The sequence below is a fragment of the Comamonas humi genome (assembly GCF_054782535.1).
This window is the reverse complement of the sequence record NZ_BAAGSH010000007.1, coordinates 464,046-479,871: the sequence shown is the minus strand read 5'-3', so window position 1 is coordinate 479,871 and position 15,826 is coordinate 464,046. Positions and strand designations below refer to the sequence as shown.

Sequence of the window (15,826 nt, the reverse complement as noted above, 5' to 3'; positions counted from 1 at the left end):
TGTACAAGGGTTTCAGATAGTTTTCTATCTAAAACCCTGTAATAGCAAGCGCGAGCAGCTATCTATTTGGAAAGACCATGAACCAGACCTCTCTTTCGCCCGCACTGGGCACCCCGTCCACCGGCGTCATCATCACCGGCGGTGCCTCCGGCATCGGCCTGGCTTCGGCGCGCGCGCTGGCGGCCGTGGGCCGCCCCGTGGCGCTGTGGGACATCAACGCCGCCAAGGCGCAGGAAGGCGCCGCGGCCATCGCCGCCGAATTCGGTGTGAAGGCGGTGGGCATAGGCATCGACCTGACCGACCTCGCCGGCTACCCCGCGGCCATCGAGGCCAGCCGCCAGGCCCTGGGGCCGCTGGGCGGCCTCGTGCATTCGGCCGGCACCGTGGACACGGGCTCGCTCGAAGGCATCACCGAGGCGAGCTGGGCCGCCGGCATCAACATCCACCTGCGGCCGCTGGCCATGCTGGTGCAGCAGCTCTATGCCGACTTCGCGGCCAACCCGGGCTCGGCCGTGGTGGCCATCACCTCGATCAACGCCACGCTGGGCAATGCGGTCAACCCGATCTACAGCGCGGGCAAGGGCGGGCTGCTGTCGCTGGTGCGCTCGCTGGCCGACCGCCTGGCGCGCGACGGTATCCGCATCAACTCGGTCTCGCCCGGCCAGATCCTGACGCCCATGCTCAAGCCCTCGGTGGACCACCTGCCCGAGCGCTTCTTCGAAAAGCGCATCCTGCTCGACCGCATGGGCGCGCCCGAGGAAGTCGGCCGCACCGTGCGCTTCCTGCTGTCGGCCGAGGCCAGCTACATCACGGCCGCCGAGATCGTGGTGGACGGCGGCAACATCTCGTCGCAGCGCGGCTGAGCGCCCTGGTTCGCCTAGTCCTCCCGGACGATGGACGGCGGCGGCAAGCTTCTTACGCTTGCCGCTTCCCACCACTTTCCCCAGGGACGGATCCATGGCGATGCCAGAACCAGGCGACCCCGGCAGCGGGCCCACGACGAACGAGGCCGCGAAGAACCCTTGGCCGCAGACGCTGCCAGAGCGCATCGACCGGCTGGAATCGCTGGACGCCATCCGCCAGCTGGCCGGCAAGTACTCGCTGTCGCTGGACATGCGCGACCTGGATGCGCATGTGAACCTGTTCGCGCCCGACATCCGCGTGGGCAAGGACCGGGTGGGGCGCGCGCACTTCAAGGCCTGGCAGGACAGCACGCTGCGCGACCAGTTCACGGGCACCTCGCACCACCTGGGCCAGCACATCATCGAGTTCGCGGATGCGGATCACGCCACCGGCGTGGTCTATTCCAAGAACGAGCACGAGTGCGGCGCCGAGTGGGTCATCATGCAGATGCTGTACTGGGACGACTACGAGCGCATCGATGGCCGCTGGTACTTTCGCCGGCGCCTGCCCTGCTACTGGTACGCCACCGACCTGAACAAGCCGCCCATCGGCGACATGAAGATGCGCTGGCCGGGCCGCGCGCCCTACCACGGCGCCTTCCACGAGCTGTTCCCGAGCTGGAAGGAGTTCTGGGCCGAGCGCCCGGACAAGGACGAGTTGCCGCAGGTGGCGGCGCCCGCGCCGCTGGAGCAGTTCCTGCAGACCATGCGCCGCAATGCGCCGGCACCGCGCATGCGCGTGCGCTGAAGCGGGAGGCCGGCATGAACGACATGCTTTTCACCCCCACGCGGCTGGGCCGCATCGCGCTGCGCAACCGCGTGGTCATGGCGCCCATGACGCGCAACCGCGCCGCGGCCGACGGCGTGCCTACCGCGATCATGGCCGAGCACTACGGCCAGCGCGCCGACGCGGGCCTCATCGTGGCCGAAGGTGCCTGGCCCGAGGCCGAGGGCCAGGCCTATTGCCGCCAGCCCGGCATCGCCACGGCCGCGCAGGTGCGCGGCTGGCAGCGCGTGACCGATGCCGTGCATGCCAGGGGCGGCTCCATCGTGCTGCAGATCATGCACGCCGGCCGCGCCGGCAGCCGCCACATCAAGCCCGCGGGCGTGCGCACGGTGTCGGCTTCGGCGATCCAGGCACGCGGCCAGATCTGGACCGATGCCGCCGGCATGCAGGATTTCGACGTGCCCGAGGCGCTGAGCACACAGCAGGTGCACGAGGCCGTGGCCGGGCACGCGGCCGCGGCCCGGCGCGCCATCGATGCCGGCTTCGACGGCGTGGAGCTGCACGGCACCAGCGGCTATCTGTGCATGCAGTTCATGGGCACCGGCACCAACCGGCGCAGCGACGAATACGGCGGCAGCGCCGCCAACCGCGTGCGCTTTGCCGCCGAATGCCTGGGCGCCATGGGCGAGGCCGTGGGCATCGATCGCGTGGGCCTGCGGCTGAGCCCCGGCAACACCTACAACGACAGCGCCGACGAAGATCCGGCCGCCACGCATGCCGCGCTGATGCGCGAGGCGGCCCGGCTGGGCATTGCCTACCTGCATGTGATGCGCGCCCCCGATCCGGCGCTGGACGCCTTCCAGCTCGCGCGCGATCACTTTGGCGACAGGCTGATCCTCAACGATGGTTTCGATGCGCACAGCGCGCAGGCTGCGCTGCAGCGGGGGCAGGGCATGGCCATCTCGTTCGCGCGCCACTTCATCGCCAACCCCGATCTCGTGCAGCGCCTGCGCCAGGGCCTGCCGCCGGCGCCGTTCGAGCGCCGCACGCTCTATACGGCAGGCCCCGAGGGCTATCTGTATTGATAGCGTTTAGCGCTTGCTGCATGAGGGTCTTCAAGGGTTTTGTATTGGAAGTGCCCATGCAGCAAGCGCGAGCAGCTCCTTTTGTTGATGAAGGCCTGCGCCGGCATGCTGGTTGTCCCCTAGATCGAGCAGCGCGATGAGTCGCCGAAAAGACTGGGGTATACACCAGTAGCGGCCACCCTCAAGGGATGCGTGCTATTGAATTTGAAAAAAACAGCAAATTCGTTAGTCTCAACGGACGATGTTTGAGCCGCACCCCATCCCCAGAATCCAGAGCATCACCACAAAGGATTTGGGCTGGAGGCCCCGACATCATGATGGAAATACGTGGACTGGCCTACGTGGTCGCCGAGAGCTCTGACCTCGATCGCTGGACGGGCTATGCCCGCGACGTGCTGGGCATGATGCCCAGCACCACCGCCGCCGGCGATCTGCTGATCAAGATGGACGAGCGGCAGTTCCGCTTCCAGGTGCAGCCTGGCAGCCAGGACAAGTACGCCGCGTCCGGCTGGGAGGTGGCCAACCAGCAAGCCTTCGAGCAGGCGCTGAAGGTGCTGGATGCGGCCGGCGTGGCCTACGAGCTGGGCAGCGCCGCGCTGTGCGCCCGCCGCCATGTGCAACAGCTGGCGGCCGTGACCGATCCCTCGGGCAACCGCCACGAGATCGTCTGGGGCTTCAAGTCCGACTTCATCCACTTCGCCTCGCCCCAGGGCGTTGCGCGCTTCATCACCGGCGACTACGGCCTGGGCCACACCGTGCTGCCCGCGCCCGACTTCGACAAGACCGAGGCCTTCGTGCGCGACGTGCTGGGCTTCGAACTGTCGGACATCCACCTCTTCAAGCCCGCGGGCGATGCCGGCCCCACCATCCGCATCCACTTCTACCACTGCGCCAATGGCCGCCACCACAGCCTGGCGCTGGCGGAGTTCCCGGTGTCCAGCGGCTGTGTGCACGTGATGGTCGAGGTGGACGACATGCCCGAGGTGGGCCGCGCGCTGGACCGCATGCAAAAGAGTGGCGTGCAGCTCTCGGCCACGCTGGGCCAGCACACCAACGACAAGATGATTTCGTTCTACATGAAAACTCCCGGCGGGTTCGACCTGGAGTTCGGCTACGGCGGCGCCATCGTCGACTGGGAGCACCACATCACGCACGAGTTCACCACGGTCAGCCTCTGGGGGCATGACTTCAGCGTGGGACGTCCCGCGGACAACGGCAAGGAGGGCTGACCCATGGCCAACAAACTGATGACGGCAAAGGACGTCGTTGCATCCATCCAGGATGGAATGACGATTGGCATTGGCGGCTGGGGCCCGCGCCGCAAGCCCATGGCGCTGGTGCGCGAGCTGCTGCGCAGCCCCGTCAAGGACCTGACCGTGGTCGCCTATGGCGGCGCCGACGTGGGCATGCTGTGCGCGGCGGGCAAGGTCAAGAAGCTGGTCTTCGCCTTTGTCTCGCTGGACTTCATTCCGCTCGAACCCTACTTCCGCAAGGCCCGCCAGAGCGGCGCCATCGAGGTCATGGAGATCGACGAAGGCCACATGGTGCTGGGCCTGAAGGCGGCGGGCATGCGCATTCCCTACATCCCCACCCGCGTGGGCCTGGGCACCGACGTGCTCAAGCACAACAACGGCATCCGCCTGATCGAGTCGCCCTACGACGGCAAGGAGTGGCTGGCCATGCCGGCGCTGAACCTCGACGTCTCGCTGCTGCACGTGGACCGCGCCGATGCGCGCGGCGTGTGCCAGATCGCCGGCCCCGACATCTACATGGACGACCTGTTCGCCCGCGCCGCGAAGAACACCTATGTGAGCTGCGACGAGCTGGTCGAGTCGAGCACCTTCGAGTCCGCCGAGGCCGCGCGCCTGGTGTTCTGGGAGCGCTCCGAGACCACCGGCGTGGTGCACCTGCCCGGCGGTGCCCATCCCACCTCGTGCGCGCCGCTGTACGGCTTTGACGTCAAGCACTTCAAGGAGTACGTGGCCAGCAGCAAGGAAGAGGGCGGCTGGAGCGACTACCAGCACAAGTACGTGCAGTGCACGGAGCAGGAATATCTGGAAAAAGTGGGCGGCATGGAGGCGATCAAGCGCCTGCCCCTGCCCGTGTTCTGAGGAGGCAAGGATGAGTGAAATTGCATTGGTGGATCGCGTCATCTGCGCCGCGGCACGCGCCTGGGAAAACGACGGAGAAGTGCTGGCGACCGGCATCGGCCTGGTGCCGCGCCTGGCGGCATCGCTGTGCATGAAGTCCATCAACACGGACTTGATGATGACCGACTCGGAGGCCTGGATCGTCAGCGAGCCCGTGCCCGTGGGCCCGCGCGGCGGCTACCAGATCAAGCGCGAGACCTGGATGGGCTTCTCGCGCATCTTCGACAACGTCTGGGGTGGCAAGCGCCACGCCATGGTGGGCCCCGTGCAGGTGGACCGCTTCGGCCAGGCCAACATCTCCATGGTGGGCAGCGACTACGCGCGGCCCAAGTCCATGATGCTGGGCGTGCGCGGCTTTCCGGGCAACTCCATCAACCACGCCAACTCCTTCTTCGTGCCCAACCACAGCCCCAAGGTCTTCGTGGCGGGCGAGGTCGATGCCGTGGGCTCGGTGGGCTACAACCCGGCGCGCCTGGCCAAGGGCTGGACGCTGGAGGAGACCACCGACATCCGCTTCATCTTCACCAACCTGTGCGTGATGGACTTCGGCGGCCCCGACCACCAGGTGCGCCTGGTGTCGCTGCACCCCGGCGTGACGGTGGAACAGGTGGTCGAGGCCACGGGCTTCCCCATCCATGTGCCCGAGCACGTGGGCGTGACCGCCGATCCCACGCCCGAGCAGCTCGCGCTGCTGGCCGAGATCGATCCCCACAACCTGCGCGCCACGGCGATGGGAGCCTGACATGGACAGCATTGCTGCAAGCGAATTCGTGGCGCGCGAGGACCAGTCCGTCTACGAGACCGACGAGCCCGTGCTCTACCGCGTGGAGGACGGTGTCGCCACCGTCACCATGAACCGGCCCACGTTCAACAACGTGCAGAACTCGCAGATGACCTATGCGCTGGATGCTGCGTTCCGCCAGGCCACGGACGACGATGCCGTCAAGGTCATCGTGCTGTGCGGCAGCGGCAAGCATTTCAGTGCGGGCCACGACATCGGAACTCCGGGCCGCGACATCAACAAGCCCTTCGACCGTGCCCACCTGTGGTGGGACCACACGAACAAGCCCGGCGGCGAGCAGCTGTTCGCCCGCGAGCAGGAGGTGTATCTCGGCATGTGCCGCCGCTGGCGCGACATCCCCAAGCCCATGATCGCCATGGTGCAGGGCGCCTGTGTGGCCGGCGGCCTGATGCTGGCCTGGGTCTGCGACCTGATCGTGGCCAGCGACGACGCCTTCTTCCAGGACCCCGTGGTGCGCATGGGCATCCCCGGCGTGGAGTACTTCGCCCACGCCCACGAGCTGCACCCGCGCATCGCCAAGGAGTTCCTGCTGCTGGGCGACCGCATGGGCGCCGAGCGCGCCTACCAGATGGGCATGGTCAACCGCGTGGTGCCGCGCGCCGAGCTGCAGGAGCAGGTGAGCGCCATCGCCCGCAAGCTGGTGGCCCAGCCGCGCCTGGGTATGGCGCTGACCAAGCTCGTGGTCAACAAGGCCGAGGACCTGCAGGGCCTGCGCTCCACGATGGAGATGGCCTTCGGCTACCACCACTTCGCCCACGCGCACAGCCAGGCCATGGGCATGGGGCAGCTCGGCGGGCAGGACGCCAAGACCATGGTGCAGGCCAACAAGAAGGAAGCCGCGCAATGAGCGACCCCCAAGTGCTGCACACGTCGTTGCGCACGCCGCTGTGCGAGCTGCTCGGCTGCCGCTATCCCATCATCCAGACGGCGATGGGCTGGGTGGCCGGCGCCGACCTGGTGGCGGCCACCACCAATGCGGGCGGCTTCGGCTTCCTGGCCGGCGCCACGATTGCCGCCGACAGGATCGAGGCCGAGATCCTCAAGGTCAAGCGCCTGACGGACGACCAGCCCTTCGGCCTGAACTTCCACATGTTCCAGCCCAATGCCCAGCAGCTGCTGGACCTGGCCGTGAAGCACCGGCTGCGTGCCGTGAGCTACGGCCGCGGGCCCGACAAGAAGGTCATCGGCCGGCTGCGCGACGCGGACATCGTCTGCATGCCCACCGTGGGCGCGCTCAAGCACGCGCAGAAAGCCATCGAGATGGGCGCCAACGCCATCACCGTGCAGGGCGGCGAAGGCGGCGGCCACACGGGCAGCGTGCCGACCACGGTGCTGCTGCCCCAGGTGGTCGATGCGGTGCAGGTGCCCGTGGTGGCGGCCGGCGGCTTCTACGACGGCCGCGGCCTGCTGGCCGCGCTGGCCTACGGCGCCTCGGGCATTGCCATGGGCACGCGCTTTCTGATGACCAGCGACTCCAAGGTGCCGGACTTGACCCTGCAGCGCTACGTGGCCACGCGGGACGCCGAGAAGATCGCCATCTCGCACTTGGTCGATGGCATGCCCCAGCGCATGATCCCCAACGAATACCTGGCCATGCTGGAGAAGGCCAGTCCCTTCAAGCGGCTGCGCATCGCGCTGAACCTGGCACTGCAGTGGAAGGCCGAGACCGGCATGACCACGGGCCAGGCCGCCAGCATCTTCATGAAGGCGCTGCGCGAGGACTCGTCCTCGGTGGCCCAGACCGTGATGGCCGCCAACGCGCCCATGCTGCTGCAGCGCTCCATGGTCGAGGGCAAGCCCGCGGAGGGCGTGATGTCCGCCGGCCAGGTGGCGGCGCTGATCGGCCAGCTCGACAGCTGCGAAACCGTGATCGGCGGCATCGTGCGCCAAGCCCTGGAGCGCCGCAGCGCGCTGAACCAACTGAACCTAGCCTGAAGCCCTATGTCCTCCCAACAATTCCATTCGACGATCCATGACAACGGCGTGGCGGAGCTGGTGCTCGACCGCGCGCCCGTGAACGCGCTGAACGCCGCAGGCTGGAACGGCCTGGCGCGCGAGATCCAGGCCCTGGGCGAGCGCCCCGAAGTGCGCGTGATCGTGATCCGCGCCGAGAACCGCGGTTTCTGCGCCGGCGTGGACATCAAGGAGCTGGCGGCCAACGACCGGCTCATCCTCGACGTGAACGCCGGCAACTACGCCACCTTCAAGGCCGTGCACCTGAACAAGGTGCCGGTGATCACGGCCGTGCACGGCTTCGTGCTGGGCGGCGGCATCGGCATCTGCGGTGCGTCCGACATCGTGATCGCCGCCGAGGACGCGACCTTCGGCCTGCCCGAGGTGGACCGCGGCGCCATGGGGGGCGCGGCCCACCTGCAGCGCATGTTCGGTGTGCAGAAGACGCGCTACCTGTTCTTCACGGGCGAGATGATCGGCGCGCAGGAAGCCCTGCGCCTGGGCGCCGTGGAGCGCGTGGTGCCGCGCGACCAATTGCGCGCCACGGCGCTGGAGATCGCCGGCCGCATCGCCGCCAAGAGCCCGGCCATGATCCGCATCGCCAAGGAGGCGCTGACCGGCGTCGAGGACGGCAACCTCGAGGACAAGTACCGCTGGGAGCAGGGCTTCACCCTGCAGGCCTACATGAGCCCCGATTCGGCCGAGACGCGCAGCGCCTTCGTCGAAAAGCGCGACGCCAAATTCTGATTCCCACGGTGCAAAGAGGAGACAAGCAGATGGACTTGACATACACCCCTGCGCAGAAGGCCTTCCGCGCGCAAGTGCGGGCCTGGCTGCGGGACAACGTGCCCAAGGAGCGGCTCAAGAGCTTCGACACGCGCGAAGGCTTCGAGCAGCACCGCCAGTGGGAGGCCACGCTGGCTTCCGCCGGCTACAGCGCCGTGACCTGGCCCAAGGAGCTGGGCGGCTGCGGCTGCGACCTGACCGAGTGGCTGATCTTCGAGGAGGAGTACTGGGCCGCCGACGCGCCCCAGCGCGTGAACCAGAACGGCATCCTGCTGTTCGGCTCCACGCTGATGGAATTCGGCACGGCCGAGCAGAAGGCGCGCTTTTTGCCGCGCATGGCGCGCTGCGACGACATGTGGGCCCAGGGCTGGTCCGAGCCCAATGCAGGCTCGGACATGGCGGCCATCAGCAGCAAGGCCATCCGCCAGGGCGACAAGTTCATCCTCAACGGCCAGAAGATCTGGTCCACCCGCGCGATCTTCGCCGACTGGCTGTTCGGGCTGTTCCGCAGCGACCCGACTTCGAGCCGCCACCACGGCCTGAGCTACATCCTCGTGCCCTTGAACACGCCGGGCATCACCGTGCGCCCCATCAAGGGCATCAACGGCCAGGAGGTCTTTGCCGAAATCTTCTTCGACGACGTGGAAGTGCCGGCCGAGAACCTGCTGGGCGCCGAAGGCAAGGGCTGGCACGTGGCCATGGCCACGGCGGGCTTCGAGCGCGGCCTGCTGCTGCGCTCGCCCGCACGCTACCAGCGCAGCGCGCAAAAGCTGATCGAGCTGTACCTGCGCAACCAGGCCGATGCCGACCGCGACCACTCCATCCGCGACGCCGTGCTGCGCGCCTGGCAGGGGGCCGAGGCCTATACGCTGGCCTCGTACCACACGGTGGCACGCCTGAACAAGGGCGCGCAGATCGGCGCCGAGGCCAGCACCAACAAGATCGTCTGGTCCGAGCTGGACATCCTGATCCACGAGACCGCCATGCGCATCCTGGGCCCGCGCGCCGAGCTGACCGACGACGCCGAGGCCAACGAATGGCTGGAGGGATTCCTGTTCGCCCAGGCCGGCCCGATCTACGCCGGCAGCAACGAGATCCAGCGCAACATCATTGCCCAGCGCATGCTGGGCCTGCCCAAATCCTGATTGGGAAGGAGACCACCATGGACTTCACATTCTCCGAAGAACAGACCGCGTTCCGCGATTCGATCAGCCGCTTCCTGATGACCGAGGCGGCGCCCGAGATGCTGCGCGACATCTGGGAAACCGAATCGGGCCGCTCGCCCGAGCTGTGGACCAAGATCGCCGAGCAGGGGCTGATGGGCCTGTCCGTGCCCGAGGCCGAGGGCGGCCTGGGCCTGGGCGACATCGACTGGGCCCTGCTGCTGCAGGAAGTGGGCTACTACGCGCTGCCCGACTCGCTGGTGGACACGGCCTATGTGGCCGTGGGCATGCTCTCGGCCCTGCCGGCCGGCCATGCGGCCCGCGCCTGGCTGCCGCAGATCGCCCAGGGCACCTGCCGCGTCGCGGTGGGCCACCCCGTCAATCCGCATGTGGCCGATGCGGCGCTGGCCGAGGTGCTGCTGCTGCCGCACGCCACCAGCGCCGGCACGGAGCTGCATGTGGTGCCGCGCGCGCAGTGCGATATCACCGAGCTCAAGAGCATCGACTCGTCGCGCCGCCTGGCCTCCGTGCAGTGGCAGCCGACGCCGGCCAGCCGCGTCCTCGACGCCGTGCAGGGCCAGAAGGTCTGGGATGCGGCGGGCGAGCGCGGTGCGCTGGCGGCCGCTGCCCAGATGCTGGGCCTGGCCCAGCGCATGCTGGACCTGTCGGTGGACTACGTGGCGCAGCGCAAGCAGTTCGACAAGGTGATCGGGGGCTTCCAGGCCGTGCAGCACCACCTGGCCAACATCGTCACCAAGATCGAGTTCGCCAAGCCGGTGTTCTACCGCGCCTTCTATGCGCTGCAGCACGGCGAGGCCGACCTGGCCGTGCGCACCTCGCACGCCAAGCTGCAGTGCAGCGAGGCGAGCTGGTTCGCGGCCCGCAACAGCCTGCAGGTGCATGGCGCCATGGGCTACACCTGGGAGGTGGACCTGCAGATGTTCATGAAGCGCGCCTGGGTGCTGGACGCGGCCTGGGGCGACAAGGCCTGGCACGAGGCCCGCCTGACCAGCGGCCTGCTGGGCAGCCCCGAGGCCCCCGTGGGGCCGGGCGCCACCTTCGACCGTGAACTCCCCGCCGATCGCTGCGCCACGCGTGCAGCGGCCCAACCGCTTTCCGAGGAGGTGCCAGCATGAGCGTCCAAGCCTATATCGTCGACGCGCTGCGCACGCCCACCGGCAAGCGCAAGGGGTCCCTGGCCGCCATGCACGGCGCGGACCTGGGCGCCCATGTGATCAAGGCGCTGGTCGAGCGCAACGAGATTCCCGCCTCCGAGTACGACGACGTCATCTTCGGCTGCGTGGACACCATCGGTGCGCTGGCCGGCAACATCGCCCGCACCTCGTGGCTGGCCGCGGGCATGCCGCTGAACGTGCCCGGCACCACGGTGGACCGCCAGTGCGGCTCGTCCCAGCAGGCCATCCACTTCGCGGCCCAGGCCGTGATGAGCGGCACGCAGGACGTGGTGCTGGCCGGCGGCGTGCAGACCATGACGGCCATCCCGATCTCGTCGGCCATGCTGGCCGGCCAGCCGCTGGGCTTCACCACGCCGTTCGCCGAGAGCCAGGGCTGGCAAGCGCGATTTGGTGATGCGCCCGTCAACCAGTTCTATGCGGCGCAGCGCATTGCCGACCACTGGGACATCAGCCGCGCGGACATGGAAGTCTTTGCCAAGCAAAGCCACGACCGCGCCCTGCAGGCCATGGCCGAGGGCCGCTTCGACCGCGAGATCGCCCCCGTGGGCGACTTCCGCATGGACGAGACCGCGCGCCCCTCCACGCTGGAGAAGATGGCCACGCTGGAGCCCGTGGACCCGACCTATCCCAAGATCACGGCGGCCGTGTCCAGCTCCACCTGCGACGCGGCGGCGGCGGTGCTCGTGGTGTCGGAGGCGGCACTCAAGCGCTACCAGCTCACGCCGCGTGCGCGCATCCACCACCTGAGCGTGCGCGCTGACGACCCGATCTGGCACCTGACGGCGCCGATCCCGGCCACGGAATACGCGCTCAAGAAGACCGGCATGCGCCTGTCCGACATCGACCTGGTCGAGATCAACGAGGCCTTTGCCTCGGTGGTCATGGCCTGGCTCAAGGAAACCGGCTACGACCCCGCGAAGACCAACGTCAACGGCGGCGGCATCGCGCTGGGCCACCCGCTGGGCGCCTCGGGCGCCAAGCTCATGACCACGCTGCTGCACGAGCTGGAGCGCACGGGCGGGCGCTTCGGCCTGCAGACCATGTGCGAGGGCGGCGGCCAGGCCAACGTGACCATCATCGAGCGCCTCTGATCATTCGGAAGCGCCTTCAGGACAAAGAGGGAATGGAAATGGGTATTTGCAAGAACCGGACCGTGGTCATCACCGGCGCGGGCGGCGGCCTGGGCCGCGCCTATGCGCTGGCCTTTGCGCAGGAAGGCGCGAACGTGGTGGTCAACGACATCCGTGCCGAGGCCGCACAGGCCGTGGCCGACGAGGTGAAGGCCGCGGGCGGCCAGGCGCTGGCCAATGCGGGCGACATCACCACCGTGGCGGGCGCGCAGTCCATCCTGGACGCTGCCGTGGCGGCCTTCGGCGACGTGCAGGTGCTGGTGAACAACGCCGGCGTGCTGCGCGACCGCATGTTCCTGTCGCTGTCCGAAGAGGACTGGGACATGGTGATGCGCGTGCACCTGCGCGGCCACTTCTGCATGGCCAAGGTGTTCGGCGGCTACTGGCGCGACCAGAAGAAGGCCGGCAAGGAAGTCGATGCACGCATCATCAACACCAGCTCCGGCGCGGGTCTGCAGGGCTCGATCGGCCAGAGCAACTACGCGGCCGCCAAGGCCGGCATCGCCGGCCTGACCCTGGTGCAGGCGGCCGAGCTGGCGCGCTACGGCATCACGGCCAACAGCCTGGCGCCGGCCGCGCGCACCTCGATGACCGAGGGCGCCATGCCCGACCTGGTGAAGAAGCCCGATTCCGGCTTCGACGTGTGGGACCCGATGAACGTGGCCTCCATCGTCGTGTGGCTGGGCAGCAGCGAGTCGCGCCATGTGACGGGCCGCTGCTTCGAGGCCAAGGGCGGCGAGCTGTCGGTGGCCGACGGCTGGTTCACCGGCCAGGTCCGCGACAAGCAGGAGCGCTGGCAGCCGGCCGAGCTCACCGGCGTGGTCGACCAGCTCATCGCCGACGGCCGCGTGCCCCAGAAGGTTTACGGCACCTGATTGCGCAAGGACACCCGATCATGGATTTGAGCCTGAACGACGAGCAGAAGATGATCGCCGAGAGCGCGGCCGTCTTCCTGCAGGAAAACAGCAGCACGGCGCAGGTGCGCCGAGTGGCGGAGGGCGGCGGCGGCATGGACCGCGAACTGTGGCAGCAGGCCGTGGACATGGGCTGGTGCGGCGTGGCCCTGCCTGAGGCCGCGGGCGGCATGGGCCTGGGCTGGCGCGAGCTGGTGCTGCTGCAGGAGCAGATGGGCTACCACCTGGCCTGCATGCCTTTCTTCGATGCCGTGGTGGCGGTCACGCCGCTGTGGCGCCACCTGAGCGAGAGCGAGCAGGGCCTGGCCGTGGTCGAGCGTCTGGCCCAGTCGGGCCAGGTCTGTGTGCTGGGCATGACGGTGGGCGGTGAGCTGCCCGCCGCGGCCACGGTGCGCGAGGAGGGCGGCGCCCTGGTGCTGAACGGCCAGTGGCGCCAGGTGGGCTCGGGCGCGCATGCCGATGTGTTCCTGCTGCCGGCCACCTTGCCGGGCGGCGAGCTGGCGCTGCTGGAAGTGCCGGCCACGGCCGGCGGACTGGCGGTAACGCCGCTAGCCACCGTGGACGCCACGCGCAGCAGCGCCGATGTGGCGGCCGTCGAGGTACGGCTGGCCGCCGACGCCATGCTGGTGCGGGGCGAGGCGCTGGCCGCGCTGTGGGCGCAGACGCGCAGCCTGGCCGCCATAGGCCTGGCGGCCGAGCAGGTGGGCGTGGCCGACCGGGCGCTGGCCCTGGCCGTGGACTACACCAAGGAGCGCCAGCAGTTCGGCAAGCCGGTGGGCAGTTTCCAGGGCGTCAAGCACCGCGCGGCGCAGATGCTGGTGGCCGTGGAGACGGCGCGCTCGGCTGTATACGCTGCAGCTTTTGTAGCTGATGGCGCTGATCCAGCAAGCGATCTGATGTATTTTGCAGCGCAATCCCGCACCGAAGCTGCGGAAGCTGCTCTCTTTTGTACGCGCGAAAGCCTGCAGCTGCATGGCGGCGTGGGCTTTACCTGGGAGTTCGATCCGCACCTGTTCTTCCGCCGCGCGCAGGCCGCCAGCCAGCGCCTGGGCACGGTGGAGCAGTGGCGCGAGCAGGTCGCGGCAAGTTTGCTGGACTCGGTGGAGGTGGCATGAAGATGCAGGAATCGGAAATCAACGAAGCCTTCCGCGCCGAGGTGCGCGAGTGGATGGGCCGCCATCTGCAGGGGCGGTTCGCGCCGCTCAAGCACGCGGCCGGCCTGGGCTCCGAGGGCTATGACGCGGCCCTGGCCAAGGAATGGGAGCAGGAGCTGGCGCGCGGCGGCTGGACCGGCCTGGGCTGGGAAGTGCAGTACGGCGGCCGCCATCTGCCGCTGGCTCAGCAGGTGATCTTCCACGAGGAATACGTGCGCTGCGGCGGGCCCGGGCGCATAGGCCACATCGGCGAGACTTTGCTCGCGCCCACGCTGATGGCCTACGGCACGCCCGAGCAGAAGGCGCGCTTTCTGCCCGGCATCCTGGCCGGCACCGACTACTGGGCCCAGGGCTATTCCGAGCCCGGCGCGGGTTCGGACCTCGCGGCCATCCGCACCAAGGCGCACCGCGACGAAGCCACCGGCGAATGGGTGATCCACGGCCAGAAGGTCTGGACCTCGTGGGCGCACGAGTCCGAATGGATCTTCGTGCTGGCGCGCGCCGACGAGGGTGGCGCGCCCGGCGCCTCCAAGCATGCCGGCATGGTGCTGCTCTTGGTGCCGCTGAAGCAGGCGGGCGTGGAGATCCGTCCCATCCGCCAGATCACGGGCACGTCCGAATTCAACGAGGTCTTCTTCGACGGCGCGCGTACCGAGGGCAGCCTGCACCTGGGCCCGGTGGGCGATGGCTGGAAGGTGGCGATGTACCTGCTGGGCTGCGAGCGCGGCGCGTCCACGCTGGGACAGCAGGCGCATTTCCGCCACGAGCTGGACCAGATCATTGCCCTGGCCAGGCGCAACGGCGCGGCCCGCGACCCGCTGATCCGCCAGCGCCTGGCCAAGGCCGACCTGGGCCTGCAGACGCTGCGCAGCCATGCCTTGCGGTCCAGCGCCGACGACACGCCGGCGCGCGTGGCCTCGGTGTCCAAGTACGCCTGGTCCAACTGGCACCGCAGTCTGGGCGAGCTGGCCATGGACGTGCTGGGCGAGCAGGGCGAGCTGGCGCTGAGCGATCCGGACCTGCGCCCGCTGCAGCAGCTGTGGCTGGTCAGCCGTGCCGACACCATCTACGCGGGCACCAACGAGATCCAGATGAACCTCATGGCCGAGCGTGCGCTGGGCATGCCGCGCGGCTAGGGGAGTCTGCAACGGGCCCGCCGGGCGAACCCGCCGGACGGGCCTGCCGATGGAATGAACTGGAGCGAAGCATGATCCGTATCTCCGTGCCCGATGCCGACGCCGCCGATCCGTATGGCTACGCCGCACGCACGCATGCCACTGCCATCATGGCGGCCGCGGCCGCCTTCGCCAGGGCGACCTACGAACACTCGCGCCTGCCCTTGCGCGAATTCGAAGGCGCGCGCATGCGCATCGCGCAGATCAACGGCTGCACGATCTGCCAGCAGTTCCGCGCCGCGCGGGATATCTCGGCCATGTTCGCGGGCACCGGCCAGCGGCCTCAGCGCCTGGTGTCGGACAACGGCCCCGCACCCGACGAGAATTTCTATGCGGATGTCGGCAACTGGCGCCATTCGGCGCAGTTCTCCGCGCGGGAGAGGCGGGCCCTCGAATACGCCGAGCGTTTTGCCGAGGAGCCCAAGGTGCTGGCGCAGGATGAGGCGTTCTGGTCGCGGGCCCGGTTGCTGTACAGCGATGCCGAGCTGGTGGACCTGGCGCATTGCGTGGCCGCCTGGATGGGGCTGGGCCGGGTGGCCCATGTGCTGGGCTTCGACAGCGTCTGCATGCCGGGGCTGCCGGGCGATCGATAACCGGCCAAACGCCGTGCCGCAGGTCGATAGCGGTTGGCAATGGAAATGCCATGCATCCCTGGTTTGGTGCATGAACTAGGGTATGACCTATCGTCC

General features: G+C 68.5%; 16 protein-coding genes. All 16 read left to right on the top strand.

All coding sequences use genetic code 11. The annotated features are described in order from the left end of the window. The first annotated feature begins 77 nt into the window (after positions 1-77). A complete protein-coding gene (locus ACYVKR_RS09420; protein WP_460480561.1) occupies positions 78-863 on the top strand; it encodes an SDR family NAD(P)-dependent oxidoreductase in 786 nt (261 codons plus the stop codon). Positions 864-957: 94 nt separating this feature from the next. Further along, on the top strand, positions 958-1,650 hold the full coding sequence (locus ACYVKR_RS09415) for a nuclear transport factor 2 family protein (RefSeq protein WP_460480560.1): 693 nt from the start codon (positions 958-960) through the stop codon (positions 1,648-1,650). A gap of 14 nt (positions 1,651-1,664) precedes the next feature. Next, on the top strand, positions 1,665-2,714 hold the full coding sequence (locus ACYVKR_RS09410; protein ID WP_460480559.1) for an alkene reductase: 1,050 nt from the start codon (positions 1,665-1,667) through the stop codon (positions 2,712-2,714). Positions 2,715-3,028: 314 nt separating this feature from the next. Continuing rightward, positions 3,029-3,943 carry a VOC family protein gene (locus ACYVKR_RS09405; protein ID WP_460480558.1) on the top strand — a complete coding sequence of 305 codons (915 nt, stop codon included), beginning with the start codon at positions 3,029-3,031 and terminating at the stop codon, positions 3,941-3,943. A gap of 3 nt (positions 3,944-3,946) precedes the next feature. After that, positions 3,947-4,825, top strand: coding sequence for a CoA transferase subunit A (locus tag ACYVKR_RS09400; protein ID WP_460480556.1), 879 nt, complete (start codon positions 3,947-3,949; stop codon positions 4,823-4,825). Between the two features lie 10 nt (positions 4,826-4,835). Beyond that, positions 4,836-5,606, top strand: a complete 771-nt coding sequence (locus tag ACYVKR_RS09395) for a CoA-transferase subunit beta (protein ID WP_460480555.1) — start codon at positions 4,836-4,838, stop codon at positions 5,604-5,606. Position 5,607: 1 nt separating this feature from the next. After that, positions 5,608-6,513, top strand: a complete 906-nt coding sequence (locus ACYVKR_RS09390; protein WP_460480554.1) for an enoyl-CoA hydratase — start codon at positions 5,608-5,610, stop codon at positions 6,511-6,513. Then, entirely contained in the window at positions 6,510-7,601 is a 1,092-nt protein-coding gene (locus tag ACYVKR_RS09385) for an NAD(P)H-dependent flavin oxidoreductase (protein WP_460480552.1), read from the top strand. The genes ACYVKR_RS09390 and ACYVKR_RS09385 overlap by 4 nt, the downstream gene beginning before the upstream one ends. A gap of 6 nt (positions 7,602-7,607) precedes the next feature. Continuing rightward, the gene (locus tag ACYVKR_RS09380; protein ID WP_460480551.1) at positions 7,608-8,366 is read left to right on the top strand and encodes an enoyl-CoA hydratase/isomerase family protein; all 759 of its coding nucleotides are present in this window, start codon (positions 7,608-7,610) and stop codon (positions 8,364-8,366) included. Positions 8,367-8,395: 29 nt separating this feature from the next. Beyond that, on the top strand, positions 8,396-9,550 hold the full coding sequence (locus ACYVKR_RS09375; RefSeq protein ID WP_460480550.1) for an acyl-CoA dehydrogenase family protein: 1,155 nt from the start codon (positions 8,396-8,398) through the stop codon (positions 9,548-9,550). A 17-nt stretch (positions 9,551-9,567) separates the two neighbouring features. Then, positions 9,568-10,704, top strand: coding sequence for an acyl-CoA dehydrogenase family protein (locus ACYVKR_RS09370; protein ID WP_460480549.1), 1,137 nt, complete (start codon positions 9,568-9,570; stop codon positions 10,702-10,704). Beyond that, a complete protein-coding gene (locus tag ACYVKR_RS09365) occupies positions 10,701-11,855 on the top strand; it encodes an acetyl-CoA C-acetyltransferase (RefSeq protein WP_460480548.1) in 1,155 nt (384 codons plus the stop codon). The genes ACYVKR_RS09370 and ACYVKR_RS09365 overlap by 4 nt, the downstream gene beginning before the upstream one ends. Positions 11,856-11,893: 38 nt before the next feature. Next, positions 11,894-12,769 (top strand): SDR family oxidoreductase, encoded by an 876-nt coding sequence (locus tag ACYVKR_RS09360; RefSeq protein ID WP_460480685.1) that lies wholly within the window; start codon positions 11,894-11,896, stop codon positions 12,767-12,769. Between the two features lie 20 nt (positions 12,770-12,789). After that, positions 12,790-13,923: an acyl-CoA dehydrogenase family protein gene (locus ACYVKR_RS09355; RefSeq protein WP_460480547.1), complete on the top strand. Its 1,134-nt coding sequence runs from the start codon at positions 12,790-12,792 to the stop codon at positions 13,921-13,923. Next, a complete protein-coding gene (locus tag ACYVKR_RS09350; RefSeq protein WP_460480546.1) occupies positions 13,920-15,098 on the top strand; it encodes an acyl-CoA dehydrogenase family protein in 1,179 nt (392 codons plus the stop codon). The genes ACYVKR_RS09355 and ACYVKR_RS09350 overlap by 4 nt, the downstream gene beginning before the upstream one ends. Positions 15,099-15,169: 71 nt before the next feature. Further along, the gene (locus tag ACYVKR_RS09345) at positions 15,170-15,730 is read left to right on the top strand and encodes a carboxymuconolactone decarboxylase family protein (RefSeq protein WP_460480545.1); all 561 of its coding nucleotides are present in this window, start codon (positions 15,170-15,172) and stop codon (positions 15,728-15,730) included. The last annotated feature ends 96 nt before the right edge of the window (positions 15,731-15,826 follow it).

Bases quoted from the DNA above. Each gene is read 5' to 3' on its own strand.
- ACYVKR_RS09420 (WP_460480561.1), top strand. From the start codon at position 78: ATGAACCAGACCTCTCTTTCGCCCGCACTGGGCACCCCGTCCACCGGC.
- ACYVKR_RS09415 (WP_460480560.1), top strand. From the start codon at position 958: ATGGCGATGCCAGAACCAGGCGACCCCGGCAGCGGGCCCACGACGAAC.
- ACYVKR_RS09410 (WP_460480559.1), top strand. From the start codon at position 1,665: ATGAACGACATGCTTTTCACCCCCACGCGGCTGGGCCGCATCGCGCTG.
- ACYVKR_RS09405 (WP_460480558.1), top strand. From the start codon at position 3,029: ATGATGGAAATACGTGGACTGGCCTACGTGGTCGCCGAGAGCTCTGAC.
- ACYVKR_RS09400 (WP_460480556.1), top strand. From the start codon at position 3,947: ATGGCCAACAAACTGATGACGGCAAAGGACGTCGTTGCATCCATCCAG.
- ACYVKR_RS09395 (WP_460480555.1), top strand. From the start codon at position 4,836: ATGAGTGAAATTGCATTGGTGGATCGCGTCATCTGCGCCGCGGCACGC.
- ACYVKR_RS09390 (WP_460480554.1), top strand. From the start codon at position 5,608: ATGGACAGCATTGCTGCAAGCGAATTCGTGGCGCGCGAGGACCAGTCC.
- ACYVKR_RS09385 (WP_460480552.1), top strand. From the start codon at position 6,510: ATGAGCGACCCCCAAGTGCTGCACACGTCGTTGCGCACGCCGCTGTGC.
- ACYVKR_RS09380 (WP_460480551.1), top strand. From the start codon at position 7,608: ATGTCCTCCCAACAATTCCATTCGACGATCCATGACAACGGCGTGGCG.
- ACYVKR_RS09375 (WP_460480550.1), top strand. From the start codon at position 8,396: ATGGACTTGACATACACCCCTGCGCAGAAGGCCTTCCGCGCGCAAGTG.
- ACYVKR_RS09370 (WP_460480549.1), top strand. From the start codon at position 9,568: ATGGACTTCACATTCTCCGAAGAACAGACCGCGTTCCGCGATTCGATC.
- ACYVKR_RS09365 (WP_460480548.1), top strand. From the start codon at position 10,701: ATGAGCGTCCAAGCCTATATCGTCGACGCGCTGCGCACGCCCACCGGC.
- ACYVKR_RS09360 (WP_460480685.1), top strand. From the start codon at position 11,894: ATGGGTATTTGCAAGAACCGGACCGTGGTCATCACCGGCGCGGGCGGC.
- ACYVKR_RS09355 (WP_460480547.1), top strand. From the start codon at position 12,790: ATGGATTTGAGCCTGAACGACGAGCAGAAGATGATCGCCGAGAGCGCG.
- ACYVKR_RS09350 (WP_460480546.1), top strand. From the start codon at position 13,920: ATGAAGATGCAGGAATCGGAAATCAACGAAGCCTTCCGCGCCGAGGTG.
- ACYVKR_RS09345 (WP_460480545.1), top strand. From the start codon at position 15,170: ATGATCCGTATCTCCGTGCCCGATGCCGACGCCGCCGATCCGTATGGC.